The 14807-nt window shown below is 43.4% G+C and carries 11 protein-coding genes; 2 read left to right on the top strand and 9 right to left on the bottom strand.

What is annotated here, in order from left to right; all coding sequences use genetic code 11:
* Positions 1 to 183 precede the first annotated feature (183 nt).
* From ACO03U_RS01910 to ACO03U_RS01890, 5 genes are all read right to left on the bottom strand, one after another.
* Positions 184 to 1965 carry an ABC transporter ATP-binding protein gene (locus ACO03U_RS01910; protein ID WP_161868386.1) on the bottom strand — a complete coding sequence of 594 codons (1782 nt, stop codon included), beginning with the start codon at positions 1963 to 1965 and terminating at the stop codon, positions 184 to 186.
* Positions 1965 to 3722 (bottom strand): ABC transporter ATP-binding protein, encoded by a 1758-nt coding sequence (locus tag ACO03U_RS01905; RefSeq protein ID WP_204685067.1) that lies wholly within the window; start codon positions 3720 to 3722, stop codon positions 1965 to 1967. Before ACO03U_RS01905 ends, ACO03U_RS01910 begins: the two co-directional genes overlap by 1 nt.
* A gap of 319 nt (positions 3723 to 4041) precedes the next feature.
* Complete coding sequence (locus ACO03U_RS01900) at positions 4042 to 4278, bottom strand: YneF family protein (protein WP_161868384.1); 237 nt, start codon at positions 4276 to 4278, stop codon at positions 4042 to 4044.
* Between the two features lie 134 nt (positions 4279 to 4412).
* Positions 4413 to 5210 carry an ABC transporter permease gene (locus ACO03U_RS01895; RefSeq protein WP_204685058.1) on the bottom strand — a complete coding sequence of 266 codons (798 nt, stop codon included), beginning with the start codon at positions 5208 to 5210 and terminating at the stop codon, positions 4413 to 4415.
* A gap of 1 nt (position 5211) precedes the next feature.
* Positions 5212 to 6069: an ABC transporter ATP-binding protein gene (locus ACO03U_RS01890; RefSeq protein WP_161868594.1), complete on the bottom strand. Its 858-nt coding sequence runs from the start codon at positions 6067 to 6069 to the stop codon at positions 5212 to 5214.
* A 343-nt stretch (positions 6070 to 6412) separates the two neighbouring features.
* Between ACO03U_RS01890 and ndk the strand changes: the two genes are divergently transcribed.
* Positions 6413 to 6838, top strand: a complete 426-nt coding sequence (gene ndk / locus ACO03U_RS01885; protein WP_161868382.1) for a nucleoside-diphosphate kinase — start codon at positions 6413 to 6415, stop codon at positions 6836 to 6838.
* 121 nt (positions 6839 to 6959) lie between these two features.
* On the opposite strand, the gene ACO03U_RS01880 is transcribed toward ndk, so the two are convergent.
* The 3 genes from ACO03U_RS01880 to tyrS all read right to left on the bottom strand — a co-directional run bounded on the left by ACO03U_RS01880 (position 6960) and on the right by tyrS (position 10234).
* Positions 6960 to 7850 carry a deoxyribonuclease IV gene (locus ACO03U_RS01880; protein ID WP_161868381.1) on the bottom strand — a complete coding sequence of 297 codons (891 nt, stop codon included), beginning with the start codon at positions 7848 to 7850 and terminating at the stop codon, positions 6960 to 6962.
* Between the two features lie 76 nt (positions 7851 to 7926).
* A complete protein-coding gene (locus ACO03U_RS01875) occupies positions 7927 to 8835 on the bottom strand; it encodes an AEC family transporter (protein ID WP_204685056.1) in 909 nt (302 codons plus the stop codon).
* A 136-nt stretch (positions 8836 to 8971) separates the two neighbouring features.
* The gene (tyrS, locus tag ACO03U_RS01870; RefSeq protein ID WP_204685054.1) at positions 8972 to 10234 is read right to left on the bottom strand and encodes a tyrosine--tRNA ligase; all 1263 of its coding nucleotides are present in this window, start codon (positions 10232 to 10234) and stop codon (positions 8972 to 8974) included.
* Positions 10235 to 10638: 404 nt separating this feature from the next.
* Between tyrS and ACO03U_RS01865 the strand changes: the two genes are divergently transcribed.
* On the top strand, positions 10639 to 13263 hold the full coding sequence (locus ACO03U_RS01865) for a transglycosylase domain-containing protein (protein ID WP_204685052.1): 2625 nt from the start codon (positions 10639 to 10641) through the stop codon (positions 13261 to 13263).
* A 227-nt stretch (positions 13264 to 13490) separates the two neighbouring features.
* On the opposite strand, the gene ACO03U_RS01860 is transcribed toward ACO03U_RS01865, so the two are convergent.
* Positions 13491 to 14594, bottom strand: a complete 1104-nt coding sequence (locus ACO03U_RS01860; RefSeq protein WP_204685050.1) for a M24 family metallopeptidase — start codon at positions 14592 to 14594, stop codon at positions 13491 to 13493.
* Between the last annotated feature and the right edge of the window lie 213 nt (positions 14595 to 14807).

Below are 14807 nucleotides of genomic sequence, written 5' to 3'. Positions count from 1 at the left end.
TTATCTTATTTTTTAAATCGCATGTATTTTTAATAAAGCTTCTGAGTGGTTTTTCGTTTTTCAAAATAAATCCAGTGATGTTTGATTATTTTATCATCTCTTTTTGGCTTGATAAAAGAAAACAGCCAGCAAGCAGGTTGTACTTCCCTGACTGCTGGCTTTGATGGATCTATCGTGGCTTGACTATTCCTCTACGGATTGCAATTTGTACATATCTGCATAGAGTCCAGCTTGAGCCAATAACGTCTCATGAGTCCCTCGCTCCACCACTTGACCTTTATCAAGGACTAAGATCATATTTGCGTCGCGAATCGTGGATAGCCGATGAGCGATGGCAATCGTGGTCCGGCCTTGGCGCATATTTGCCAGCCCCTCTTGGATTAGCCCTTCTGTTTCAGTATCGATATTGGCGGTTGCTTCATCCAGAACTAAAATTTTGGGATTTGTGACCATTGTGCGGGCAAAGGACAACAATTGTCGTTGACCGCTAGAATAACCGGCTCCTCGCTCGATTACCTTTGCATGATAGTCCCCTGGTAAGCTTTCAATAAATTTGTCCGCCTGAACAAACCGGGCCGCCGCTTTAATCTCTTCATCGGTAATATCTTTGTTTAGCAAGCGGATATTGTCAGCAATATCACCATAAAACATAAAGGCATCTTGCAAAACGAGCCCCATTTTCTGCCGTAGCTCACTGATGGGATACTCACGAATATCTTTGTCATCAATTAAAATTTGTCCTTCTGAAAACTCGTAAAATCGCATCAAGACATTGATGATGGAACTCTTCCCACTGCCGGTGTGCCCGACTAAGGCCACTGTTTCACCAGGATTTGCTACAAATGAAATATTCTTTAGGACATCATGTTCCCCATCATATGAAAAACTGACATTGCGAAATTCAATTTTGCCGGCACCAATTACTTCACTAGCATCGGGATTTTGCTGAGGTGTATACTCCTCTTCATCCATAATTTTTAAAATTCGACTTGAGGCTACTACTCCATCGGTAAAGACCGACAAGAAATCCATCATTTGGCTCATGGGATTGAAAAAGCCTTGGACGTAAGTGGTGAAGGCATAAATCAGCCCTACCTCCACTGGCGATTTTAAGGCATCAATGCCAAACAAAGTCAAAGATAAGGCGATGGCAATGGCATACAAGAAATTAATAATCGGTGAAAGCAATAACGAATTGGTTTTAATCATGGCATAGCGCGTCTTCAAATAATCATCATTGATTTCTTCAAACTCTTCATTCAGACGAGCTTCTTGACGAAATTGCTGAATGATTGCCATACCGGAGATGGATTCATTTAGCTTGGTATTTAACTGACTAAGGCGTTCCCGCATCTGTCGGTAAATTCGTGAGCTGAATTTTTGATAATACCAGATCACCACCACTAACAAGGGTAAGAATAATAAATTAGCCAAGGCAATCTTTGGCGAAATTTGAAACATCGCAATAAAAGACGAGCCTACCGCAAAAATCCCCGTTAACAACATCAAAAATACATACCAAAAATCATACAAGGTTTCGGTATCATTCGAAACTCGGGAAACAATGGAGCCCGCCGGTGTCTGATCGAAATAACGCATCCCTAACGTATGAAGTTTTTCAAATAGTTTCGTTCGGACATACTGGAAAGTGCGCAACGAAGCCATCGAATACATAAACCATTGATAAAACCAAATGATGGCTTTTAGTAAAACACCAAAGAAATAACCGGTCGCAAACAAAACAATGATCTGGGTCGTAGCCGTTTTGGGAGTCAGATAATCATCCATAAAAGTCTGGATGATCCGAGGTAGTAAAATATTGACTACCGATAACAATAAAGCAAAAACAATCGCCGTAAAAAATGTTTTTCGAAACGGTTTGGCAAATTGAAACATGCGTTTGATGATCACTTTTTGTTCCGAAAAGGGAATCGACTTGGACCATGCAGACTGCTTATCTTCCATTATTTACTGATACCTCCCTCGATTTTTGCTTCTAACTGTTGCCGTTGCCACATCCGATGGTACCACCCATCGATTGCTAACAATTCCTCATGGGTGCCTCGTTCAATGATCTGTCCTTCATCAATAACGATGATTTCCCCTGCATGCATCACTGAGCTTAAGCGATGAGCAGCGATGATCGTCGTTTTATTTTGGCGATAGGCTTTTAAGCCAGAGAGAATTGCTTCTTCTGTTTTGGCATCAACTGCGGACAAGGCATCGTCAAGGATCAAAAGCTCTGGATTGACCACCAACGCACGAGCGATGGAAAGACGTTGTTTTTGCCCACCGGATAATGACACACCTCGTTCCCCTACCATGGTGTCATACCCTTTTGGAAAAGCTTTGATATCTTCATCAATGGCTGCTAATGCGGCCGCTTGTTCAACTTGTGCTTGCGGCAGTTTCGGATTAGCAAAGCGAATGTTGTCTCTGATATTCATGGAAAACAAGAAATGATCCTGTGGTACATACCCAATGGAACCAAGTAACGCATCCAAAGTATAATCCTTAGTGTCTACCCCACCAATGGTAATGTTACCGGAAAAGTCATCGTATTCCCGCATCAATAACTTCATAATGGTTGTTTTACCGGCCCCAGTTTTACCAACAATCCCCAAGGTTTTTCCTTCAGCAAGAGTAAAGCGGATGTCTTTTAGCGCTTGCGTTTCTTGATCATCAGGATAAGCAAACGAGTCAATTTCAACCTGGATATCCCCTTTGGCTGGCGTCATTAAGGCATTCGGTCGTTCCTGAATATGGGATTTTTTTTGCAACAATTCTGCGACGCGATCATAGCTCGCATTGCCCCGTTCTAGGACATTGAAGAGGCGACCAATCGCAAACATCGGCCACACTAGCATGCCGATATAACTAATAAAGGAAACCATCTGGCCAATAGTGATGGTGCCGGCCATGATAAAACGGCCCCCCACGATGATTGTAATCACATAACTAATCCCAATAATCACCGTAATAAACGGATCAAAAAGAGCATCTAAGAAATTTACCCGGCGATTTTTGAGGATTGCCGTATCGATTTTGGTTTGAAAATCCCCTAAGTCTTCTTTTTCCTGACCAAAAGTTTTAATGACTTTCATACCGGTCACACTTTCTTGGGTTTTATCATTGATATCAGAAAAAGCTTCTTGGGAATCCCGAAAAGCATCATGGAGTTTGGAGCCTAACACCCGTGAAGTCACTGCCAATAAAGGGAGCGGCAATAAGGCAATCAAGGTCAAACGCCAGTCTACAAATAACACCATCGCGATAATGGTCGCGCCACCGGTGATAAAGGAATCTGCAAACGTTAAGATGCCCGCTCCGGCAACGTTTTGAATCGCATTTAAGTCATTGGTAGCGTGAGCCATCAAATCGCCAGTACGGTGTTCTTGATAAAACACGTGATCCATCTGGGTAAAATGTTGAAACAACTGCCGCCGTAAATCTTTTTCCAAACGGGCGGCCCCACCCCAGATATTCATTCGCCAAACGTAGCGAAACACATATTGCCCAAGAGCAGCCAACAATAAGATGACTACCCAAAAAATGATGATTGGCAATTGAATATTGTTTTCCGCAATTTCATCAATGATAATTCCAATAACTTTCGGTGGAATTAATTGCACGAGGGCTACCAAAACCAAGGCGGTAACCCCAATCAGGTAAGCCTTTTTTTCTTTTTTAAAAAACCAGTCTAATTTACGAAAGATCGACATCTTTACCCTTCCCTCTCCACTTACTTTCTTTACTGCACTCCCACGCTAACAAAACTGTTTTGCAGGTCGCCTCTAAAACTCGTTTGCTGCTACTCCTTCAGTTTTTATTTTCGAAAACTTTGTCACGAAAATAACCACACCCAATAAGAAAGCCGGCCGTTCTTGCTTCCGGAGAATGCCAGTTCGTGAAGCCAAAAATTTTAGACTTGGCATTGTGAAAATTCTCCAATACCTTAGTCTATAAAAAGGTTTTCACTCCCCAAAACCACAAAAATAGCGGGCCGAAAATCAGCCCGCTGGTAACATCAAAAAGACCTGCCTATTTTTTCTTGCTATTGCTGGCAGCTTGCCCTTTCATTTGCGCCATCATTTGACGAATTTTTTTCTCTGAAGGCTTTTGCCCCATCGACATCATCATTGAACGCAACATGTCCTCATTAATGGGAGGATTTTTTTCGAGATAATTTTGCATATATTTACGGGCGAGGAAGAAACCACCCACAGCACCCAATAATAGGGCAATGATTATCAATAATACGACTACCGGTGTTGACATCTATATCGCTCCTTTCCTTGTTTTGTCGCAAATTTTCACCCGCGACTCTCTCAATGAATTATTTTACTAGATATTTTCCTAAAAGAAAAGGCGTTTTCCGAAATTCATCGTATTTTCGGAAAAAGCCTTCAAACTCAAGTTAACGCAACATCCCGTGCGCTAAAAATCCAATTTCCAAAAAAGTAGAGCAAACCGCCGTACAGCCCCAGCAAACCTAAAGATTGCCAAAAATCCAAGGTTAACCATTGATCCAAAGGTTGGCCCGCCAATTGAGGAATTGTCTCTTTAATATTCGTTGCATTAAAGAAATTCCATTTCAGCCAGGGAAATTTCGTTTGGCCTAAAAATAAAAGATTATTGAAAAGACTACCGCCAAATAACAACCCAATACCCAAACCGACACTCATTGCTTGGGAACGTAAAATGGCTGAGATAAACATGGTGATGGCGATATAAAAGGATAACAATAATAAGTTGACACCAGCAGTCACCAGGGCTACTTTTAAGGCTGACCAATCCCCGAAACCAGCCACCGGTAACAAAGGTGACTCAGCTTTCATAAAAAGATTCGCGGCAGCAAGGCAGGTAATAAGCAACAGGACCGTCGACAAGAGACCAAAGAGGAGCGTCGTAAGGAATTTTGCTGCATAAACCTGCGTACGAGAATAGGGGCGAATCAGTAAAAATTTAATCGTCCCCCGTGAAAACTCCTCAGATATGATGGTGGCAGCGACAATCACCACAATCAGATTGAGTACCGACAGCATCGAGGCCAAGCTGGCAAAGGTTTGATTGGCCCCCACTTGCCGACTGGTGATGGCACCTCCCAAGATGCACAAAAAGATCGTCAATCCCAGCAAAAGCGCTAGCATGATCCAGGTTCCAAGTTTTTTCGTCAGTTTGAGCCATTCGTTGATGATTAAGTTTCCCATCTTACACCCCCCCTTCTGTCCACTTAAGAAAGACATCTTCCAAAGAATTAACTTTTAATACCAACTGCAAAAGACCAACATCACCATTGACCAGCACTTTGGCAATTTCACTCCGACTTTCTTCAGCCGTTACAACCAAGAGCTCGTCGCCTTCCGCGGTGACATGTTGAAACCCAGCCGCTGTTAGCAGCTCTTTGGCAAGAGTATTGTTAGTAGTGATTAGCGATACTTGATGGTGGTCGCCTCTTTTAATATCAGCCATGGCGACTTTATGGGTAACCTCACCGTTTTGCAAAATCACTAATTGATCTGCCAACTGCTCCACATCACTTAATTGGTGACTAGAAATCAAAACAGAGATGCCTTGGTCTCTAAGATCAAGGAGCATATCACGAAACTCCCGCATCCCCAATGGATCTAAACCATTCATCGGTTCATCCAATACCAAGAGGGCTGGTTGGTGGAGCAAGGCTTGGGCGACACCAAGTCGTTGCCGCATCCCTAAGGAGTAAGTTTTCACTTTTTGCGAAATCTTGTCTTCCAAGTGAACCGCCGCCACCACTTCTTGAATGCGGGCGTTAGAAATCGGTGTTCGACTGATCCGGGCGTACTGTAGCAAATTATCATACCCGCTAAGGTAATTGTAAAACTCAGGATTTTCCACAATCGCCCCTACATTGGCGATAGCGCTTTTGAAATCTTTGGTTAAGGAAGAGCCATTGATCATAATATTTCCTTGATCCAATTGCATCAGACTGACAATGACGCGAATCAGCGTAGTCTTACCAGCCCCGTTAGGTCCTAAGAGGCCGACGATTTGACCTTTTTCCACGACAAAAGCAACATTTTTTAGAATCATTTTTTTGCCAATGCGTTTCCAAATATTTGATAGTTCTAAAGCATTCTCAGCAGACACAAACTTTCCTTCTTTCGCTTCAATGTTATCCAATTCCTTGATTATTTCACCAGAAAACAGATGATTTCCGTGCAATTCTAATACTATTCAATAATCATAAGCAGTGGCTTTATTAAAGTCAAACTGTTTTCTAAAAATCCGACTAAAGTCTGACCCTGCGATTATCGAGGGCTAAAAATATTTTATTAGCACAAAAATATTTTTAGCTAGTAAACGGTGTAGGCGTTTTCATTTCGTGAGAAACATGCTATCATGAACTATAGGGTAAGTAAAGGAGTGTTAGCAAATGGAACAAACATTAGTCATTATCAAGCCGGATGGGGTCCGGCGTAAACTAGTTGGACGGATCATCCAACGCTTTGAAGATCGCCAATTAACCATTACAGCGATGCGAGTGGATCGGATGAGTCGTGATTTAGCCAAAGTTCACTATGCTCATCTGCAAGAGAAACCTTTTTTTGAAGAAATTCTGGAATATATGACCTCGGGACCGGTGATTTATCTCGTCTTAGAAGCAGATAACGCAGTGGCATTGGTTCGGGGGATGGTGGGCTTCACTGATGGCTTGAAAGCTACACCAGGGACCATTCGCGGCGACTTTGCCATTAATAAGGATGAAAATGTCGTCCATGCTTCCGATTGCCCGGAAGCCGCTCGCAATGAAATTCAGCGCTTTTTCGGAGCAGAAGCCCCATTGGAAATTGCGATTTAAAAAATGTTGCATCAAGAGTGCATAAAAATAGGCGCGTTCACTACCGATAAAGCAATCGTAGGGAACGCGCCTTTTTTTGACTAGTTTAAAAGCTACTGGTCTTGAATCTGGAGTTTTGCTTTTACGCCATAATTTTATCCAACAAATCAGCCTCAAAAACCTGATTTTTCAACATGGTGATTTCAAAACCATAGGGCGCCCGCTTATTTTTCTTATCTTCGCCAACGTATGGGGTTTCTAAAATCTTAGGCAATTGAGCGAGTTGGGGATGATGCACTACCTGATTCAAGGCATCAAAGCCGATAGTTCCAAAGCCAAGATTGGCGTGCCGGTCTTTGTGAGACCCTTGAGGATTTTTCGAATCATTGACATGGACGACTTTTAAGCGATCCAAGCCGATAATTTTATCAAACTCATTTAAGACACCATCAAAATCTTCCCGAATATTATAGCCTGCATCATTGGTATGGCAAGTATCTAGAGTCACTGAGAGTTTTTCATTGAACGTTACACCATCGATAATGGTGGCTAGTTCTTCAAAGGTCCGCCCGAGCTCCGTTCCCTTACCTGCCATGGTTTCAAGGGCAATTTGCGGAATTTGATCGCGTTCCAAAACTTCATTCAGGCCTTTGATGATTTGCTTGAGCCCCGCCTCCACTCCGGCGCCGACATGAGCTCCAGGGTGAAGCGTGATCTGCGTGGCCCCCAATGCTTGGGCCCGTTGGATTTCTGCTCTTAAAAAGTTCACGGCGAAACCGAAATTTTCCGGTTTAATTGTATTCCCTAAATTGATGATATAGGGAGCATGAACGACAATATTTGAGAGCTGGTGTTCTGCCATAAAGGCCTGACCGGCTTCAATATTTAAATCCTCAATCGGTTTGCGCCGGGTATTTTGTGGTGCCCCGGTATAGATCATAAACGTCGTGGAGCCGTAACCTGCGGCTTCTTCTGCTGCTCCCAAAAGCATTTTTTTGCCACTCATGGAAACGTGAGATCCTAGTAATAACATATCCTGTATCCTCCTAATTTTTCAATAAAAACCTTTGTTGTATTTAATGGTAGCCACCAACAATTGCTACTAATCTTTACCTGCTTAAGAAAGCAACAATCACCGTCATTAACGGTAGACTGATTAAAAAGCTAATCGATGAGCAAAAGCCGGTGATTTCTTCTTTGATACCAGCACTGACGGAATGAATCACGCTAAATAATGGCACCGGCGTCACCGCAAGCAAACACAAAATCAACTTGATGGACTGAGGCAAGGGGGCCAACCCAAAAAGAGCCACCAACACAAGACCAAAACCGTAACGTAGCGCGAGGCCTTTCACCACCAATTTCAAAGAAGTACGAGGTAAGCGCAATTGCAGATACAAGCCAATCATAAACATAGACAAGAATGTATTGGCACTGGCCACCGGTTTTAAAATCGTGAGCCAAGCTAGTGGCAACTGGAGATCCATCAAGCGAACAAAAAGCATCAGCAAGTAAAAGGTAAAGGGTGGACTAGTAAATAGCTTTTTTAAAATGCTTTTGAGATGAGGAGGCTCTTTTTCACCAGTGAGATGGTCGATCACCACCGTCGTGCCGCCAGCCAGCATGATGGAATTCCCTAAATCAAAAATCGATAAAATAGGCACCCCTGCCCCATAGAAGCTCTGGACAAAAGGCAAAGTAAAGTTGCCAATATTAAACCCCGAGCCAGTGTACAGTAGAAAAATCTGATCTTGCTGCGTATCTTTACCGGCAAATAGTTTTCCTACACCGATTTGGCTCAACGTCAGAAGCAAAGCAAAAGGAATCAGCAATAATAATTGGCCTGATAATTGTAATGTCGCAAGATTCACCACAATAACGGCGGGAATCGTAACATTGATGATTATCCGAGATAAAATCGTGCCGTCTCCTTTGCTTAATAACCCCGCTCTTTTTGTGAGATAGCCTAAGATGATCATAACAAACAATGACACTGCATTTGTAATAATATGCCCCATGTTCCCCTCCCTGAATAGTGAAACGCAAATTTGGCGGTCCGCTGAACAGCTTGACCGTACCACTCTTGCTAAACATCAAACGCTTTCTTTCCTCATATAATAAGAGAGGCCATCTTCAGATGACCTCTCTTGGATTTTAGAATTCCAACAAGAAATATTTTTTCTTGCCACGACGAATCACAGTGTAGCGATTGTCTAATTTATCTTCCGCAGTCAAAGCCGCCGTCAAGTCTTGGCGCCGCTCGCCGTTGACATAGATGGCTCCGTTTTGAATATCTTCTCGCGCTTGCCGTTTCGAAGCTTCGATGCCAGCAGTCACCAACAATTCCACCAATTGCAAATCATCGTCACTTTGAACTTGGTAACTTGGTACACCTTTAAACCCTTGCTGAATTTCCGCCGCCGACAAGCCTTTAATCTCACCAGAAAAGAGAGCTTCCGAAATATGAACGGCTTGTTGGTAAGCTGCTTCTCCATGAACCAAAGTCGTCACTTCTTTGGCTAACGCTTTTTGGGCGACGCGGGATTCTGGTGATGCCACAAAATCTTTTTCGATAGCCGCAATCTCATCTAAGCTTAGGAAAGTAAAGTATTTCAAGAACTTCACAGCATCCCGGTCATCGGTATTAATCCAAAATTGGTAAAATTCGTAAGGGGTAGTTTTTTCAGGATCCAACCAGACGGCATTGCCTTCTGTTTTCCCAAATTTCGTCCCATCTGCTTTAGTAATCAGGGGCATCGTCAAACCAAACCCTTGGACTTCCCGTTCCCGACGCAATAACTCAATCCCTGAAGTGATATTTCCCCATTGGTCAGAACCACCCAGCTGCAACAAACAGCCTTCAGAATCGTAAAGGTTAAGGAAATCGTAGGCTTGCAATAATTGGTAGGCAAACTCAGTATAAGAAATCCCACTTTCAATCCGACGTTTGACACTTTCTTTTGACATCATGTAGTTAATCGTAAAGTTTTTCCCTACGTCACGGAGGAAATCAATCAGTTTCATTTCCCCTAGCCAATCGTAATTATTGGCTAAAATAGCCGGATTTGTCTCATCGTCAAAGTCAATAAAACGAGACAGCTGGTTTTTGATACTTTGTGCCCAATCTTTGACTGTATTCAAGGTGTTCAACTGACGTTCTTGATCTTTAAATGAAGGATCGCCAATCATACCCGTTCCACCACCGACTAAAGCGATAGGCACATGACCGTTTTGTTGGAAGCGTCGCAGCATCAGAATCGGCAATAAGTGGCCGATATGCAAGCTGTCTGCAGTAGGGTCAAACCCGATATATAACTTCACAGACTCTTCGTTTAGTTGTTTTTCCAACGCCGCTTCATCTGTCACTTGGTGCACCAGACCGCGACTTTTTAGTTCTTCAAAAAATGCAGAACCCATGGTGTAGCCTCCTTAATTATTTTGAGATTTGCTTTTCAAATCTTCTTAATTTTGCCGATTCTTCTGCGTCTGAGACAGAAGAACAAAAGCAATGTCGTTCACTGTCCATCTTAACTGAATTGGTGGTTAAATAAAAGGGATAATTATAAGAATGTTTGCGATTTTATTAGTATTAGCTTGCTACTTTGGTGGGCGCTATCCATTTACGGTGATTTTTGCTATAATACAACGGTACTTGTTTGAAAGATAAGGTCTGTTTTGCTAACGTAGTCCTAGTAGTAAAACACGCCAGCCCTTTCAGCCAACCAAATCACAAGCCGCTCTTCAGTCTCCAACAACGTTCCTACTCATAAGGGTGGAGCTTTAGTAACTGCTTGTGGCAATATTTTGACGAGGTGAAAAACGTGCCCCAAAAGAAAAAACGCCAACCTACAAACGAGCCGGATGTCAAACATAAAGGCTGGTTTTATTTTAATGTCGGCTTGCGTACAATTAATGCGCTATTATTAGTAGGAATCTCCTTTTTAATCATCGGTGGTGCTTTAGTCGCCGGGATTGGTGCGGGTTATTTTGCCTATTTAGTAGAAGATACCCAAACCCCTACCAAAAAAGAAATGCAAAAAACGCTGGGAGAGTTTTCGGAAACCTCCAAGCTGGTCTATGCGGACAATAGCAATATCTCCACTATCCGCTCTGATTTAAGTCGAACGGCGGTAAAATCCGACCAGATTTCCGATTTACTAAAGAAAGCGATCATCGCAACCGAAGATGAGTATTTCAATGAGCACAATGGAGTGGTGCCAAAATCCGTCGTCCGGGCCCTCCTATCTGAGGCAACTGGCTTTGGTGGCGGAGGCGGGGGCTCGACCCTGACCCAGCAATTGGTGAAACAACAAGTCCTCACCAATGAAACCACCTTTAAGCGCAAAGCCAATGAGATTTTGCTGGCAATGGAAGTTGAAAAATATTTTTCAAAAGATGAAATTGTCACCATGTACCTCAACGTTTCACCATTTGGCCGCAACAACAAAGGGCAAAATATCGCCGGTGTCCAAGAAGCTGCCAAAGGGATTTTTGGCAAAGATGCCAGTGAAGTCAATCTTGCTCAGGCTGCCTTTATTGCAGGTCTGCCCCAAAGTCCAATCGTCTATAGTCCATATGACAATAGCGGCCAACTTAAGGAAAACTTATCCGCTGGTTTGAAACGAAAAGATTATGTCCTCTTTAGTATGTATCGTAACCATGACATCACCAAAAAAGAATACGATGCTGCGGTAAAATATGATCTATCCAAAGATTTCTTACAACGGGAAACCCAAGACAATAGCAATCATGACTTCCTCTACTACACTGTTTTAGGGGAAGCACAAGAAATAATCGCGGAAAACATGCGACAAGCCGATAAAGTTTCGGATAAAGAATATAAGAAAGAAAAAGTCAAAAACAGTTACTTAGAAAAAGCTGCGAATGAACTAGTCTCCGGGGGCTACACGGTAAAATCCACCATCGATAAAGACATCTACAAAGCGATGCAAGATGCCGTTGCCGAATACGGCTATATGCTGGATGGCACCGATACCGGTACCGTCCAAGTGGGCAATATCATGATGGATAATAAAACCGGACGCGTCCTTGGCTTTGTAGGGGGGCGGGACTTTAACGACAACCAATACAACCATGCGTTTGACGGCGCTCGTCCAGCCGGTTCCTCCATCAAACCGATTTTGGTTTATGGTCCAGCCATTGACCAAGGAATCTTGGGCACCGAGACCCGCATCTCCGACTTTGAACGGGAATGGGTCGGAAGCGACGATTTGGATGAAGATGATCCAAACAACTCCAAAGGCAAACCGATCGTCAACTCTACCAACGCTGGGACGAATACTTTCTTGACGACTCGTGAAGCCCTAAATGTCTCCTCCAATATCGCCGCAGTCAATGTCTTTGATAAACTGAAAAGCGAAAAAGGTGAGACCTTCGCTTACGACGAATACTTGAAAAAAATGAACTACCACGCCACCAACCAATGGGCCTATGAAGGGGCAGCTTTAGGTCCAAATGATGTGTCGACGATGGAACAGACAAACGGCTTCCAAACACTAGCTAATGGCGGGGTTTATGAAGAAGGCTATATCATCGAATCCATCACTGATAGCGAAGGCAATGTGGTATACCAACACAAAAACAAACCCGTTCAAGTCTTCTCCAAGGCAACCGCCTCGATCATGAACGATCTGATGCGGGGGATTCTCGACGCTGGCATTACCAGTAACTTCAAGTATACCGTCTCTGGTCTCAATTGGTATCTTGGACAAGGAGACTGGGTAGGGAAAACCGGCTCTTCTGATGAATACCGAGATTCTTGGCTGATCGTCTCCACCCCAGCCATCACCTTAAGTAGTTGGTCCGGGGTTGCCGACAATACCTTAAAAAATGATAGCGACGCCAGCAAACGCACGGGTCAATACATGGCTTATCTGGCCAACCGCATTTATATGGCCAATCCTGATGTATTTGGGGTCGAGGAACGCTTCCAATTAGATAGTAGCGTTAAAGGCTATGATGTAGCGACGGTTACCGGTACCGAAGCTGGTAAAGTCACAGTCAATAAAAAGCAACAAACAATTCCAGTAGCAACCACGCAATCCCTTTATGCTAAAGGAAAACCCGCTGAAGCTAGCTTCAACTTTGGGATTGGAGGCACAGAGGAAAATTACCAAACCTATTGGGAAACCATCTTCGGCAAAGAAGAAGAAAAGAAAAAGGAAACCGAAAAATCCAAAACTGGAAACACCAGCTCAAGTGGTTCTAGTGACGCTAGCGATTCCAGTAACACCAGTGACTCCAGCGAAGGAAATTCCGGGGCTTCCTCCGATTCAAGTAATACTGAGGAAGAGACGCCTTCCTCAGATGCTGCGGATGACGATGAAAAAACAGCAGCGGCTGAAACTGATAAAGATGACCCTGCCGCTGAGAAAGACAATGAGAACAAAGCTGACGAAAAACAAGACAAAGCAGAGGAAAAATAAGCATACATCCCCTTCAGCTTGGGGGACGTATGCTTTTCCCTAGGCTTGATAAAAGGGATGCTCTTCTTCGCTTCCTAAACCTGTCTTTTTCAGCTTTGCAAAGTTACCATCTCTCACATAAAAGGAGACCCTCGTCGATAAAACGAGGGTCTCCTTTTATGAAATGAAGCTGAACACTATTTAGCTGAAAGCGTTCGTGCTGCCTTTCTTATTCACTGTACAGCGATTTATTCAATTACTTGTAAGGTTTTATCAGTCTTCGTAAATGGTACGCAACCAGATTCGGTAACATATAGACAATCTTCAATGCGGACGCCCACTTTACCAGGAATGTAGATACCTGGTTCAATCGAGAAGCACATACCTTTTTCAATCACGAGGTCGTTACCTTTCACTAAGGATGGAAATTCGTGAACGGTGGTCCCAATCCCGTGACCTAGACGATGGTTAAAGTATTCCCCATAGCCAGCATCGCTGATAACATCTCGTGCGATTTTATCCAATTGAGCAGCTGTAATGCCTGGCCGAACAGCTTCTTGGGCAGCCAATTGGGCTTTCAAGGTCAAGTCATAGATTTCCCGTTGATAGGCAGTTGGTTCTTTGTAGGCGACTGTCCGCGTGGCATCACTACAATAACCTTTCCAGACGACTCCTAAGTCGAATAAGACTAACTCATTTGGTCGTACTTGATTCTCACCAGGTGCACCATGAGGACTTGCAGCATTTGCTCCGGCGAGAACTAAGGTATCAAAACTCATTTGTGACACACCGCGACGCTTTAATTGGTACTCAATTTCAGCAACAATTTCAGCTTCTTTGGCCCCTTCTTTGATGGCCCCAAAACCAATTTCAAAAGCCACATCCGCCCAGTCACCGGCTTCGATCATCGTGGCCATTTCTGCCTCGGTTTTGATCAGCATCAAACGTTGCACAATACTTGTCAAATCCAGTGAAAGATCACATGCTGGAAACATTTCCCGCAACAATTCAAAGCGATCAACAGTCAAGGCATTTTTTTCCAGCGCTAATTTCTGTGGTACACCGTAACGACTAGTGATTTCCTGCTTAATTTTTTCCCAAGGGTTTTCGCTATCAAGATACCCCACCACATCATAGGCCCAGCTGCTAGCTTGTGCATCCTCGACTTCTAAGGCTGGTGTGAACAAAAAGGGATTCCCTTGAGAAGGGATAAACAATGCCAAAATCCGTTCGTGAGGGTCGCTAGCATAGCCACTCAAATAAGCGATATGTCCAGGATCGGTAATATAGGAGAGATCCGCCCCTTCTTTCGCCGCTGCCGCTCGTAGTTCCGCTATCTTCTGTTGATTCATAACTATTGCCTCTTTTCTTTTTGATAATCGACAAGCCAAGTGCTTTTCATCCTAGCGCGTAACCCGTCGATAAAACACTCATCTTCATTATACCACTCTTACAAAAAAAGCACTTCTTGAAAGGAACACAACCTTTTCATGAAAACTGCAATAAAACGGTTGCAATCTTTGAAATAACATGCTATTCTTACTTAGAAATGTAAATCAGATTTT

Source organism: Enterococcus diestrammenae, from assembly GCF_049384045.1.
GTDB classification, from domain to species: Bacteria; Bacillota; Bacilli; order Lactobacillales; family Enterococcaceae; genus Enterococcus_C; species Enterococcus_C diestrammenae.
The sequence above is the reverse complement of the archived record's forward strand: the minus strand, read 5'-3'. Positions and strand labels throughout refer to the sequence as shown.